The 15561-nt window shown below is 35.4% G+C and carries 9 protein-coding genes; 1 reads left to right on the top strand and 8 read right to left on the bottom strand.

Translation table 11 applies throughout. From position 1 onward, the window contains the following. From G7051_RS07890 to G7051_RS07925, 8 genes are all read right to left on the bottom strand, one after another. A complete protein-coding gene (locus tag G7051_RS07890) occupies positions 1–3414 on the bottom strand; it encodes a DUF6443 domain-containing protein (RefSeq protein ID WP_166199383.1) in 3414 nt (1137 codons plus the stop codon). Between the two features lie 101 nt (positions 3415–3515). Then, positions 3516–7640, bottom strand: coding sequence for a hypothetical protein (locus G7051_RS07895; RefSeq protein WP_166199385.1), 4125 nt, complete (start codon positions 7638–7640; stop codon positions 3516–3518). Beyond that, complete coding sequence (locus G7051_RS07900) at positions 7637–8773, bottom strand: T9SS type A sorting domain-containing protein (RefSeq protein ID WP_166199387.1); 1137 nt, start codon at positions 8771–8773, stop codon at positions 7637–7639. Before G7051_RS07900 ends, G7051_RS07895 begins: the two co-directional genes overlap by 4 nt. A gap of 117 nt (positions 8774–8890) precedes the next feature. After that, positions 8891–10114, bottom strand: coding sequence for a leucine-rich repeat protein (locus tag G7051_RS07905; protein ID WP_166199389.1), 1224 nt, complete (start codon positions 10112–10114; stop codon positions 8891–8893). Between the two features lie 61 nt (positions 10115–10175). After that, the gene (locus G7051_RS07910) at positions 10176–11303 is read right to left on the bottom strand and encodes a leucine-rich repeat domain-containing protein (RefSeq protein WP_166199391.1); all 1128 of its coding nucleotides are present in this window, start codon (positions 11301–11303) and stop codon (positions 10176–10178) included. Between the two features lie 787 nt (positions 11304–12090). Next, positions 12091–12684 carry an HAD-IB family hydrolase gene (locus tag G7051_RS07915; RefSeq protein ID WP_166199393.1) on the bottom strand — a complete coding sequence of 198 codons (594 nt, stop codon included), beginning with the start codon at positions 12682–12684 and terminating at the stop codon, positions 12091–12093. A 14-nt stretch (positions 12685–12698) separates the two neighbouring features. After that, complete coding sequence (locus G7051_RS07920; protein ID WP_221412928.1) at positions 12699–13925, bottom strand: DUF6080 domain-containing protein; 1227 nt, start codon at positions 13923–13925, stop codon at positions 12699–12701. Positions 13926–13941: 16 nt separating this feature from the next. After that, positions 13942–14829, bottom strand: a complete 888-nt coding sequence (locus tag G7051_RS07925; protein WP_166199397.1) for a decaprenyl-phosphate phosphoribosyltransferase — start codon at positions 14827–14829, stop codon at positions 13942–13944. Between the two features lie 214 nt (positions 14830–15043). On the opposite strand from G7051_RS07925, the gene G7051_RS07930 reads away from it, so the two are divergent. Then, complete coding sequence (locus G7051_RS07930) at positions 15044–15433, top strand: hypothetical protein (RefSeq protein WP_166199399.1); 390 nt, start codon at positions 15044–15046, stop codon at positions 15431–15433. The last annotated feature ends 128 nt before the right edge of the window (positions 15434–15561 follow it).

Consider the following 15561-nt stretch of genomic DNA (forward strand, 5'->3'; position numbering starts at 1 on the left):
TTATGGGATTAGTGGATAAGCAGTTTTAACTCCTGAACCTCCAGGAATAAGACGGATATGTGTAGCTGATTGGAAGGCTCCATCAGGCATGATTACTCTTGCAGGGAATCCTTTAGGTATAGGTATATTTACAGCTCCATTTGCAGTCTTTCCAACATTATCTAAAATAAACTCGGCAGCTTTCTGATTATTTAAGAATTGCCCTTGTGCCATTCCTGAGCCTTCAGCCCTTTTCAATAAAAAGTTTGTCGCACTTTCTCCATGGCGCTCAAATGTGTGTCCAAAAGTTTTTTTAGTAATCTCTATACTACCCTTTTGTACTGTATTTTCGGCAACAGCAGAGGCAGCTACACTTGAAACCGCATTTACAAATAAGCGCCCCATAAGTAAAATATCAAATTCGATATTTACCATATTCAGAGGTTTTTCTCCTAATGTTAGAGTTATACCTCTATCTTTGTTTGATAGCTTATAAACTCCACCTTCCTCTCCATACCTCCAAGGGTTCTGTCCTTTTACAGTTACCTCAGGTAAGATCGTGGACATGACATGTTCCCCTCCCGGGTTTACAGCTTGAATCCTTCCCGTATTAAACTCAAAATGAGTTGTGTCTGTACCCAAAGGATCAATATATTTCATCGGATTATTGCCCACATATACATAGGGCGACCAGTTATAATAATTCTCAGAATGTGCGTCTGGAGTTGGTGTCGTAATATATCCCGGATCATAAAATCTGGTGCTATAATCATACCAGTTCAATCCATGAGTATCATCGAGTTCTTTTCCATTATACTTGTAAGGCTGACTGCTTTGCTCGGCAGTAGTACTTTCGGCGAACGCCATCCCGAAAGGATAATACTGATTGCTCTGGATAACAGTCCCTGAAGCATCGGCTACTATCCGGTTGTTACCCAAATGATCACTAATGTAAAAATAGAATTTTTTATCTTCATTATCATAATATCCGTTCGATAATAATATTCTTTTTAAGCTGCCTTCCTCGTAAATCATATTACCTACATAGTCCATAGTATGAATTTGGCTGTATTCTCCATTAGCTCCTGTTGTACCGCTTACAGGTGCTTCTTTTTGCTTGGGATCGGACTCATGAACTACTTTTAGCTTGCTACCGTCTGCAGTATAAGTATAGGTATTCTTTGCTTTTATATTGTCATTTTCTATGAACAGCTCATTAGGCAAATTCAGATAGTTATAGGCTATATCCTGTATGCCTTTGTTCAAGTCCTGCTTCATGGCTCCATTGGCGTTATACAGGAACTCGGTGTCAAGATCAGAGTAATTTTTGATGTCAGCCGAGGCACTTGCCATCACGGGATCCGCATGGTCTTTTACGCTTCTCATCTGGTTACCGATATACTTGAATTCCAGGTCATCAATCAGTCCGGGCCTTTGATCGTCTTTGAGACCGTTTCTTTTGAGGAATTGGATATTACCGTGTGCATCGTATATATAACTAGTCGAAAAGTCTTCATTTGCTGCTCCTTTATAAACTGCTCCTGTCAGACGAGAGATTTTATCGTATTCAAAAGTATATGACCTGTTTCTTGCATTTTGCTCCCAAGCCATTTTGTGGATATTACCGGAAAAGTCATAATCCAGCTCTTGCTTGAAATGATTATTGGTTATGGCCTCCGTCCACGAACGAATGTTGTATTTATAGGCAGTTTTCAGATTAGAAGCACCTGCCGGAGTACTCGATTCCAATTGCCCCAGCTTATTGTATTTGTTTTCGGCCAGTACAATGGGTGACAGGTCATTGAGTTTATAATCTGTTTGGGTTAATCTTCCAGTTCGGTCGTATGTATGGGTGTACAGCTCGGTTTGGGTATCTTTGCCTTTGGCCGTATGCTCATGGTATAGTTGGCTTACCCAATCTGTATAAGTGTATGCAAACCAGTTTTTGTCTTCTCCTTCAAGATGATTACCGGCAATGGTCTGCACTACCCTTCCCCTGTTATCATAGTAGGATACACTGTGTAGGAAAGTATCCGATCCGTCCACATCCAGCACGGCTACGGATGCTCCGGTAAGCAAACCTTTGGTTTCATAGCCTTTATCTCCTGTAAAGCGGACTCCATATCCGTCTTTGGGTGTAAATTGCCAGTTAGGGATGGTATATTTTCCCAAGAAATTGTAATTGTCATAGTAATTGACTGTTAATAGCTTTACTCCAGTAAGGCTCGTTTTCTCTCCGTTAACAAGCAGGTTGTACCCGTTGTATGTTCCACCGTCTTTGGCTTCTGCTTCGACTAACAGGTCCTGGTATTTCTCATGGGTAATATCGGCGTTTTTACATATTCCGGTCAGTACACTCCTGCCAAAGGTATCAGACAAGCTAAACAGCCATTCGTTGTCAGTTCTTTGCTCTCCATCCTGCGTAAAAATAAGACGGTCGGCTTTGTCATATATGTAGCTGATGTGTTTCGCCCCAGGTAGTTTCTTCTGTATACAACGCTTATAATCATCATATTTATACTGGTAACCGTATAAATCAAGATTCTCCGAAGACAAGTTTCCTTTCGTTGCTATTTCAGATGTAATGGGTGGTACTACAAAACAAAGATTACTATAGTCGTCATAGACATAATAGGTATCCAAATATTCGGCCTTGTCATTTATCTGACGGGTAAGAAGTACTTGTCCCAACTTATCTTTGAATTCATAGGATACACTCGCCTCTTCAGTAGTTATCTTAGTTACTAAAAGCTGGGCATCGCTGTAATATCCTTTTTTATTCAGAGTAGTATTCATACCTCGTCCGTCTACTTCAAACCAAATGCACGAGAGCTCTCCCGCTGTTCCTTTATTGGTCAGGTATTCGGTCTTAACGGATTTACCGCTATTGTACCATCTTTTACCGGGTCCGTATTGTTCTGTAACACGACTCAGCGGTGATGCTTCGTATACAGGACGGCTGTAGGCGGAGTCCTGATACTGATTTTTTGCATTTTCTTTAAGTATATCCAGAGGTATTAAAGCTCCGGCATAACTCGAGACTGTGGGCAGCCAGCCGGTGCTTTTTCGTCCGAATGCATCATACTCCTGGTGGATGACCAGAGCTTTTTGCTCCCGAAATCCGGCTCCTTCAAAGGGAACATATGACTCCGGACTCATTGCCCTCTGTACTATTTGCATGGGACGTCCCAAGCCATCGAAGTATTGGATCTCATCCATGATCTCGTCCATATGAAAGCCTGCAACCGGTTCCCAATAGTAAGCTGTTTCAGACAAGGGAATAATTGTTCGGATAGACGGAACTCCTTCGGTAAAATTTAGTCCTCCTAGGGTCGCTACGCGCGGGGATACCTCTACACCACCCGTACTGCTCTGGGCATGTAGTCCTGTAATTGTATATATAAGTAAGCTTATACCAAAAAGTAATCGTTTCATAAGCTATTGTTTGTTATGTTTATTGTTTGTTTGGAATATCCTGCTGATAGTTTTTGTGATCAACAGGATATAATGTTTTGTATTCTTTTTTCTTAAAATAATCAAGAGCTCTTTGTTATTTTACTGCTAATCATAGCCGCTTCCGCTTGTATCTCAGACCACTTCTTAACTACTTTCATAGCCTTTCTGTTAGCATAGCGTAGAGCTACTCCGCGTTCCAGTCCTTTAGGTAGTTCCGGTAGTGTAGATACCTGATCGTATGGTAACATCAGTACCTGATCGTTAGCTGCATCTATGTACATCTTGTATCCGAGTTCCTGATCAGTCATAGGCCTTCGGTGACGTGCCTGGGTAAAGTGATAGCTGTTGTTATTACTGATCAGCCCACTTTGGCCTGAGAGGGTTTCAATGCCTTTCCATGTACTGGTTTGAAGGCTGGTTACCTGACCAAAGCCATAGATAGCTCCTCCATTGTAGGATTCTCTCATACCCAGTGGGGTAAGGGTAAGACCGGATGTATTCTTGTTTTTAAAGAGTCCTTGTGTCCATGAGAAATTGAAATCGGATGAAGAGGCAAAAAGGAAGTCTTTAATGTCATTATACAGGTTATCGGTAGTACGTGGCGCTTGTCCATATAACTGCCAGATATCTTCTTTAGTAGGTAAGCTCCAGCCTTTAAGAAATAATCCACCTTCTACATCTCGTGTTCCCCAAGTAATATTTCTATACATCAGGGCATCATCATCAAGAGTAACCCATGTACCGTATACCTGTTCGAATTCATCCAATGGAATATCCTTTCCTCCTAAATAGACTACTGATAATTTGTCAATATCGGCTTGGGTGAAATTAATCCAATTCAAAGAGATTGAATTTGGGCGGTCGGTATATTTTAGTCTTATGTTTTCTGTTGTCCAAATGTATTCACCAATTTCAATGGTTTTATAGCTTTTTTGAATTACATTACAAAATTTTATGGTCTGAGTATCATAATTCCAACCTTTTGTTCCATATGAGCCATTTCCTGTTGCTTCGATATTCAGGAATATCAAGCTGGTCTTGCCTTTTGTATAAGGGTCAGGGGTTAATTCTACGGGTTCGGGTTTGGGGTCTACATAATCCGGGTTTCGAAGATGTGTATAACCGGGCATGTCGTATCCGTAATCTTTGATAATTTTATCACGACCGTCTTCTGCTAAAAGAATCGTACCGAGTCTTCCTTCCCGGTCATAAGCGTATTTGGTAGTTAAACCTTTGGGGTCAGTAACTGATTTGATACCTATCAACGGCGAATAAGTATAGGCTGTGACTTGTGCTCGCGGGAGTTCTTCTCTCAAAGCATTGACTAAATCCATATTAGGCTCAGCTGCTGATGAAAGGGTTTCGGGAGTAACTTTTAAAGCCGAGCTTACCTGTTCATAGGTAGCATTCTTGATTTCTGCGATAGGGTATTGTCCTTTATAACCCCAGAGATAAGATACTTTAGTCCCATCCATTTCGGTGTACTGGCTTAAATTTCCCTGCTTATCATATTGATCATACGTTATATTTGTCCGTAAATTAACGGCTCCCGATAGAGAAGTCTGGACTTTCTCCGGCACAATATAGCCGTAGGTCTTAATTGGGTTCGAGAAATAGCTTGTTTTTACCCTTTCCGTTTCTTTATTATTATATGTTGTGATCTTTTCTATCACGGGAGAGAGCATGTTTTTCAAAACCATATTTTGATAGATCGGTTCTGAGAAATTGTAAGGGTATTTATAGGTAAGGATATATTCTTTGCCCAAACTGTTCTCTATTTTTCTTTCCTTTAGTTGCTTTTTATTATCATATTGATAAGTTGTACTCTGTTTTACAACTTGAGAATTTTCGTAGAGGCTTCTTACTTCTGACGAAACTCTGTAATCAAATATATCCAGCTCATTACTACCTCCAAATATTCTCTCCACATTAGGTGGACCAACTTTTTGGAGGTCAATAAATCGAATTTTTTCATTGCTTTGTTTCTCGTATATATAAACTATTTCCTCTTTAAGGTTATTATTCTTGTCATAAACATTTTTAGATAGAAGTTGTCCTCTTTTTTTTCCATTTGACGCAAAAGGGGTAAATGGGGATAAGCTCTGTGAATAAACAGAAGCTAAAGCAGGCATATCAAAATATCCGGGTCCATAGTTTGTATAATTGTATGTAGTATATCCTTCAATATTACCATAAATATCTTCTTTACATTCGGTAACTGTCGAATAGCCGATATGAGAAGACTCTGATAAATTGAAAAAGGTTTGGCTTGTCCCCCCTGATGTTAAATATTTGATCTTTTTACTAGCGGCTCCTTCAGGTACTTCCCATAGATATTGAGGAGTAAAGCCAGCTATACCAGACTCATAACCACGTTCTTTATCTTCCGGATTAAACTCTGCAAAATAGTAATACGAGTTAGTGAAAGCAAGCTTATTATCATTGGTATAGCTCTTAATTTTCTTGATTCTTAATCCCCCCGGATGCCCGACACTAGTGTTTAAACTTTGTCGATCAAGGCTAACAGTTTGACTTGACTCATGAGGCTCATATTCAAAAGTTGAACTTCCTCCTGTCGGATAAGAAATTTTGTTTAATACTTCTGCACTAACATACTCTCCGTTCGCTGAACCATCAGGTTGGCGGGCATAGTAAAAACTCCTTGCATATTCTTCCATAGTTCCTTTTTCAGGGCTGGCATAAAAATCAGGACTTAGAGTAAACGAAAAATCTCTTCCGTTATAAAATCCCATATGATCATAGTGCCCGGTGAAATAAGGAGGTAGCTTTTTTGTATTATACTCAAAACTAAATCCCACTGCTGAAGAACCGATCACTTTTTTGACAGTTTGAAGTTTTAACCTCTCCGATTTTGAATCAGTATATTCCAACGCAAATTCAAGATTCGGATAATATAGATTTATTTTATCCAGTTGCTGCCATTTTATCTCTTTATCACTTTGGATATATTTATACGGACGATAGGCATTCTCTTCATTTATATAATTAGCGAGGTTTATACTTACTGATCCGCCCGTATAATTTGATAATTGTTCAAAAAATACTTCTGGATATTCTAACTCTGTTGTTTCCTTATAAGAGAAGTCGATAATGGGTCCGAGATTAGATGATTTAATTCTTTTTAGCAAGACGGGCATGACAAGTTGTAAAGAAAGGCCTTTTCCACTTGTTATATTCCCAAGGAAAGAAGAATTGGACGCTAACCAGAAACTCCAGTTACCTTCCAGATTGGGAGTTGAAAGTTCGTATTCAAATTCAATCTCTTTCTTTATGGCTGCAGGAACATCCGACTGTGGAAAAATAATTTTAGATAAATGCCATGTGGTGGCTACAGGGTACGAATAGTCATAGCCTTGGTTATAGTAAGAAACACTATAATCTATAGCATCTATTCCGCCAAATACAAATTTGATGCCGTCAGGAGCTGTTAAAGTGAAAGATTTTATCGTAGATTGTGGTTTAAGGGTAGGAACTCGTTTTGCGGGCAATGCTATCTGATCACGTGTATTCTCATATCCTATAACCTCATATTCTACTAAGAAGGGTGTTTCAGAGTCAACAACCCATTTTCCGGTATGACTTCGATAAAAAGCCCCTGAATAATTCAGAAAATTAAAACTGAATTTATCCGGTACAAGATCTTTGAAAGATGAAGGGGTACTATGATTGGTATAAAACTGACTATTTGACTCAAATAGTAAACGTTGGGGGCTGAACCATGCAGCTGTTTTATCTAGGAAATCTTGATTCGATGTGCTAACAGTTACATTATCATACCAATTGTCTGCAAGAAGGTTTTCATTATCCAGATACCCGTAAATATTAAACTCATCAAAAAAAGCACCATTTTGAGTTCTTGTTATATTCCCACCTGCAATAAGACTCCAACCTAAACCCGTTACTCCCGGATGCATATTGGGTTTTACATTGTTTATATTATATTTTAATTCAATAGGAATCTCAACTTCTCCCTCTTTTATAGTGTATATCGGAACATTTATACTAGGTGTGCCAGTATATAGACTTACAGGGATTGCCCCATATGTATTGAATGCTGCGACACTGGGTGCTTGAAAATTGTGAACCTTTGTATAATTATTATCTTGTCCGTTTGCAAAACTTGATAATATCCACACAATGAATAAGAATGTATATTTTTTTATAGCCTTATATTGTTTTCTCATCGTTTCATTATTTTATCAGATAGTGTATTGGTGTTCGTTTTAATAGTTAAGATATAAGTACCTTTAGACAGTGTACTGCAATCGATAAACTCCGAGTACATACCTTTGTCTTTTCGACCTAGGTCTATATTTTTTAGTAGCTTTCCATCCATACTGTATATACTGATTGTCACAGAAGTCGGATTCTCCAGATAGTACTCAATAGTCAATTGTGATTCTACCGGATTGGGATAAAAATTATATGAGAAGTTCCTTGCTGTTTCTGTATCAGATGATCCGGTTCCTTGCTGAAGGGGATGCTTTATATTCCATAAACTATCCAGAACAGCCAAGTTCTCTTTATCATCATCCAGATACAGGTGTTCCTGAGGAGGGAAAAAGAAAGACGTCTTAAAAGCTTTGGCTTGAAGGGAATCTTCCTGATGGTAGGTCTTAATTGATTCAAAAACAGGATAGCGGTATCCTTTGGCATACCACTTATAGGTTTCCGATACGATATTGAAGTTTTGTGGTTTCTTGGATTTTACTACTTCATGTATAATCTGAACGGTTTTTGTGCGTATAACATGCTCTAGGGTATCTCCTGAAGGCAGGATAATCATACCGAAGGCATCTGCTGTTATTTTTAGGCTTCCTTGGGATTCAAAAGGAATACGTTTGGAGTATAAGCCTTGTGATTTATACTGCGAAGTGTATGATTGCCCGTAATCTGTCGGATAAACGGATGCAACCATCGGTGTTGTATAATGCAACAAGGTTGTCGGATTTTCATGTCCCAGTATTTCAAGCTTGTTATCACTTTGTTTGAAATAGTACATGGTATTGTGTTCAATTCCCGAAACTAAAGTAGAAGGGTCTACCTCCTTTACTTTAAAAAGGTCCTTACCCATTTTATAGGTAGAGTCATTTAACAAATAGGGTTTCTTGTAAACCAGACTATACCCATCATTAACAGACTTCAGCTTGCTAAAATCCCAGATGACGTTTTGTCCTTCTCTTCCGGGGTCTTTGTAATCAACTTGTTGTTTGATGATTTCATCTCCCGGGCGAATGCCATTGTACTGAAGAGTAATTTGTCCTAAAACCAATGCTGTGTTAAATAGTATCAGGAGGACACAGGTAATTCTTCTCATATAAATAGTTTGTTATTTACGTAATTATTAAAACAATGTGGGTTAGTTAGCTTAAAACTCTATACCATTTTGTTTTTTGAAAGACAGATATTAATTCAATAATAAAATATGTCTTTATTATTTGATAATTTTCCAACTACTTGTTTGACCATTGATTTTTATATGCAGAATATATATACCTGCCGGTTCATTGCTAATATCAAGGTTAATTTGTTTTTGGGTGCCTGTTCGCTTGGAGATTGTTTGGCCTCTTAAGTTCACAATGATCATATTTTCAGATACGACGCCACTCGTTTCTGGGATTTCAATTACCACCTGCTTTTTAGTTATATTAGGAGTAATTGTTATTTTCTGATTTGCAATTTCATCAGAGAATGATTGGGTGGTAGTATTGCTGCTTTGGGTCAATACTATTTCTTTTCTGATTTTATTACCAGAGGCATCAGTGATAGACTCAATTATATCTGCTGTATCTTCACATTCTTCTTCTGGATCAGAACCTATAACCAATATCCTAAGAAAATCTTCCCACTGAGCAGTTGTTCCGTATCGGGAGAGAGCAGTTTCAGGAACTAACAACTTACATATTTTTGTATTTACACCCTTAAACACTGTAGTTCCCAAAACAGGAGGGGTTGGATTGTAGCTAGTGATTGCAGTTAAATTGGCGCAATCAGCAAAAGTATTATTACCTATATATTTTAGTGAATCAGGTAACAAGAGTTTTGTTATATTACTACTTTGAAAAGCAGTATTACTGATAGTGGCAAGTTTGGAAATCACAGATAAGTCTATCTTTGTGTTTTCGGTTAATTTCATATTGCGAAAAGCACTTATGCCAATTATATCAAGATTTCGACATCCAAGTAAGTCAATGCTACCTATTGTACTATTCTCAAAAGCACTTTCTGCTATGGATTTTAATGAATTTTTATGTAAAGTCATAACAACTACCCTTGGCAAAATTACTTTTCCGCTGAAGCTTGCAAAACTGGATCCGCTTTGCGTACCACTTATATAACAACGGAGCTTACTACTGTTTGTAAAATCCAATACATTGACGCTCGTTAATTTTGTATTATTAAAAGCATTGGGTCTTATTTGCTCAAGATTAGTACACTTTGTAAAGTTCAGGCAGGGAATAGTTGCACTTTGAAATGCATTATTATCTATACTTTTTAGGGAGGCTGGAAGAATAACTCCTTGTCCTATAGTAGCTCCTTGAAATGCACTTGTACCGATCTCTTCGAGGGAGGGTTGTTTTTTAGTATTAGTCTGCGATTGTAACGGGAGAATACCGCAAAGCAGGTATAATACAATAATGATATATTTTGAATTCATATGGTTTGCTTATTTTTAATTTCCATTAGTTTGTTTTTATAAAGAAAAGTTTCTTCGGAGATTAAAAACAAGACACTCCAGATTGGCTTGGATCCATTTGTTCAAAGCTTACGCTTGGAATTGTGCTATTGTAAAAGGCTCTTGTGCCGATAGTCTTTAGGCTATTTGGAAAGACAATCCCTTTAGTGAATACAGAGTTTGCAAAAGCGGATTCTCCGATAGTCTCTAATACAGGAGAGAGGTCGATACTACCTTTAAATCTGGCAAAACTGAAGTTAGGAATTTCAACAAGATTTCGAGGTAATATAACATGCCCACTAAAATCTCCAAATGTACCAAACCCATTAACCGTTAATAGACGAATTTGTTTCTTACTTAGTGAAAAATCTAAGATATTATTAGCTTTTAAATTAGTGCTCCAAAAGGCTTCAGAACCAATTTCTTCTAACTCCTGACAGGCTGAAAAATCAAGTTCTCCAAAGCTACTTGAGCGAAAAGCATTAGAGCCTATTGATTTTAGGGAAACAGGAAAGATTAGTTTTGCCGAAGATTGAACACTAAAAAAGGCATATTCAGCAATTACCTCTAGCACTGGTGGGAGATCAACACTACCAGTAAATCTGGCAAAACTTAAGTTCGGAATTCGAATAAGATTTCTAGGTAAAATAACATGCCCTCCAAATCCTCCAAATGTACCAAATCCATTCTCATTCAAGAGACGGGTCAGTTTATTACAGATGGAGAAATCCAATACTTTATTAGTTGTCAAATTAGTATTCCAAAAAGCTTCGAATCCAATTTCTTCTAATCCTTGGCAAGCCTTAAAATCAAGTTCTCCAAAGCGACCTGCACGAAAAGCATTAGAGCCTATAGATTTTAGACTAGTGGGAAATATAATCTTACCCTCCATAATTTTACTTTGAAAAGCTCTTGAAGGTATGACTCCATTCTCGATATTAACATTCTTCATATCCAGATTTTTCAAACCTGACATCTGCTTAATTGTTGTAAAGTCAGCATCATTTATAGTTCCTGTTAAAACTAAATCTGTAACTTTTGCTTTATCGATCCCTAGCTGACTCTCTAATGTACCAGGAGTATTTACTGTGATATTTTTACTCAACTGCCCGTAAGTCGGAATTACCAATATTATTACACTGAATAATAAGGTTAGAATTTTTTTTGTCATAATAAGTTAAAATTTTCGTATATATATTTAGTTTTTCACTATTCCAGAAAAGCATAAATAAAATGGGGGATTCTCGATTTGAATCGAGAATCCTTGCTATTTTCTAAATTATTTGGAAGCTCAGATAAAATAAATGAGATTATAATGAAACCTTCAATCTTTGTCGTATTACAGTTTAGTTACATTTTTTGTGAGATTTCACTATCATATATGCAGATTGTCTCATATAGCTAGAGTCTGTTAGTTAGTGCAATAAATGAAAAGAGAAACAAATACGTTAGTTTTTCACAACATTATTATTGATAAATCTGATCTTTTAGTGTTATTATTTTATTGGCAAAGATAAATTTTAATTAAATAATAATCACACAAACATGTTAATTTTTACATAATTTATCTAATTAACCGAAACTCCAAAAGGGATAATCTTGTCCTTCTTATGTATAGATAAAAGATTTTTCATCTTATAAAAAACACCTACTATCATTATATCTATCTGATTTTTTTATTTAATACAGAAAAAAACAGAAAGCAATTTGATCATAATCAACCGCTTAAAATATATTTTCAGTCTTGATCTTTCTGCGAATTTGACATAAAACCTAGACTTAGACACAATAGATTCTTGGTACACTTTAAAATAATAATTTTATATAAAATACTCTTTTAAGTATCGTTTATCAAAAAAATTAGAGAGACCTCTATAATAAAAAAGGCTCTTCATCAGGATTGTAAATAGAGAAACAGAATAGCTATTTCGAATATTTATATTAACTGATTTTATAACTTAGCTAACAAAAGTTGGATGGTCTGATAAGGCTAATAATTCTTTATCTCCTGCACTATCGCCATATGCATAAAGTATATATTCAGCTCTGTTAGGAAATTCCACTAAGAGACGATTTACTTTCTCTTGCCCATAGCAATTTGCAGTACTAAAAGTTCCCACTATTAAATCGTCAATAGTAGCAATTTCTGTAGCTAAGACCTTTTCGATATTCATCGTTTTTGCCCAAGGTTTTATCCAATTCGATATAGAAGCGCTGATTATAACAACTGTATGGTTTTCACTTTGATGCCATTTAATTTTATTTATAATCTCAGGTCTTATTATATCCTGTATTCTTTTAATATAATCCTCACTCGCTTTATTAAATACTTCAATGCTTCTATTTTTAAAAAAATAGGCAAATAGTTTTTGTTTAGCAACATCATTAGTTGTAAAACCTAACTTATATAGGACCAATATAGGAGATAGGAAGATAAGTCCTTTAAACAGGTTTTTACCTCCCACATAGAATTTAATAAAATCAAATAAAGTATCTTTTGTAGTTATAGTTCCATCAAAATCAAATGCGGCTATCACATGTTTTTTTTTCATAATCAGATGATTTGTTAGATGGGGAAGAGCTGGATAGATGTTTCTATAAAATCATACAGATGGTAGATGTTATTTACAAGCATAGCGATGAAGACAACTATATATAGTAAATAGACAGCAGTTTGTTTCTGTTTAGGGAATGACTTGTACAACCAGCCTAATAATAACGGAACAATATAAACCCAATGTGCTCCAAACATAAACGGTTCATCCAATCCATACTTTATTATTATGTGAATAAATATATTATAAATTAATATTAAGAATAGGATTTGGACATACTTATTTTTATAATTCTTTATTAATGAAAATACTATTAAACCTGTTATGGTAAAGATCATTAAGTATTGCCACCAATAATTATAATAGTCCATACTAATAACATCTGTTTCATCACTACGTAATTTATGAATCCATAGTTCAGGTGAAAAGATCGGGGATCCCCAGAATAAATCGATTACATGTTTATAGAATTCACCACTTGTATGGGTAAACCATTCCATGCGAGTTTTTGTATCGGCAATAAAGTGATGAGTTGTAGTAATCCAAATTATTATTATACCTATTATACCACTCAGTATAGCTAAATCTTTAATCTTACTTTTCATTGATTTGTTGAAAAACAAATAAGGTATTGTACAAATTACAAAATTTGTAATAGTTATACCAGCAGCTGTTGTTGATAGTATAGCTTTCTCTATAATAGGTATATCTGTCTCTGATTTTATATGATATGCTGTATAATATAAAACAAATGTAATTATATAAGTAGATATGGTAAATGATTCCGGTGTAAAGCTCAGCATTAAATTTATAGGAGTAATTGCATATAATACAGCAATCAAAATCGAAGTCCTATTATCTAAACTAATTATCTTATTAAGGTATTTAAAGATAAACAAAACAGAGCTTGCTATCATATAATTACAAAATATAACCCAAAGAAAAGTTTTAGCCTTGAAGCTTCCCGTTAATGCAACTAATAAATCACCCAGAAAGATAATCGGACTAGTCAAGTATCTCATAAGTGGATGTGGAACTATACTCTGATACCCATACTTATAAATTATATTATTGTCAAAAGAGAAATAGAGATCACCTAGTATTGAATTGTCTATTATTGAAGTTTGGGTTATTATAAAATAAGAATATGAAAAATAAAACAGCATTAGTAAACACAGTAAAATTATTTCTTTCTTTTTCTCAGGGAGAAGGTGGTGTAGAATATTCCTATTATTCATCTTTGAATATCATTAACTATTTATAAAAGAACCGGATTAATATAAATGATACTATCCAACATAAGATTGTGATTTGTAAAAATCGGTCTTTAAGAACCAATTTAGTCGGACTATCACCTTTTTTTTCGACAAAAATTGCTTGGAGATATCTGAATAAGCCAAGAATTACAAATAACGATGTTATATATAAATGCTCTCCGTTTCGAAGTATAACTTCGGAGGATATTGTATACATAATATAGCTGAAAATAATAATAGTTACAACAGAAGTAATTATTGTATTTAAAAACTCAATATTATACCCGGTAATACTTTTTCTCATTTCTTGACCCGTTTCTGCAAAAATGACTACATCATTACGTCTCTTCCCCACGACCAATAACAAGGCTAGAAGAAATGTCAGTATAATAATCCAGTGTGATAAAGCTATTGAGGTTACAGTGCTGCCTATAAAAAGACGGATAACAAAACCGATGGCTACTATTGTAATATCAACAATCGATAGCTGCTTCAATTTAAAACAATAAAAGACATTAAGTACAAAATAAAAGAATAATAGTATGGCTGCAATATCGTTTTTTAAGATAAACAAATAGGTCGAGAATCCAAGAATTAGCAATGCTATACATACCATAAAAGCATTCCTTACACTTATATCCTTCGATGCGAGAGGTCTTTCTTTTTTTGTAGGATGCTGCCTGTCAAGCTCAATATCTTTCCAGTCATTGATTATATAGATAGAGCTGGCAATAAATGAAAAGCCAATAAATGCATATAGTGCATTTATTAACGCTTCTAGATTCAAAAAGCTAAAAGAAAAGAATATAGGTGCAAAAACAAAGAGATTTTTAACCCACTGGTGGATACGCAGTAATTTCAAGTATGTATAAACGGTTTTAGCCATGTAAAGTATTTTATGTCACAAGAAACTAATATTTAATAGTAAGACTATGCTTATTTCTATAAACAATTGGCAATTTCATTATTATGGTTACAAAGATAAGTAAGAATAATAGAAATGCATTACATAGCAGAATTATCTGGGTTGTTAAAAATATCCTTAAAGTATCATTTATCGAAAATGTTAGCAAGAAGCTCTAAATTAGGTTTTGTAGAAAATGCAGGCGGTACCCCATATAGATAAAATACTCTTTAAATATCGTTTATCAAAAATAATCAGGGAGACCTCTATAACAAAAGGGTTTCTTCAGGGATTCATAATCGAAGAAGAGGTATATCTATTAAATTCTGATATAGAGATGAATATGGAGAAGTTTGCCGTTTTCGCAGCTATGTGGTCATTGGGCCAAGATGGTTCTCTGGGCATAGATCCCTTGGTCTTAAATTTAATGTATGACCAAATAAGCCTTAACCCATTATATTTAAACCTTGCCGAACATCATCAGGATCGGATTATGGATAAAGTAGTAAAAGCCCTGTCAGGTCCTACTATAGTTTATGACAAGTCAGATCCGAAAACTTTACTCATAGGCTCAGTGATCACATAGGCAGTCAAAACAGAAGAAAAAGATGCATCTATCTGTTTATTAGATATATAGTAATGGTTGAAAATTTGTTATAAGTATGAATAATAAAAAAAGGTATAACGAATTATAACTTTTACCTTATTTATTTA

This window comes from Dysgonomonas sp. HDW5B (assembly GCF_011299335.1).
Lineage (GTDB): Bacteria > Bacteroidota > Bacteroidia > Bacteroidales > Dysgonomonadaceae > Dysgonomonas_A.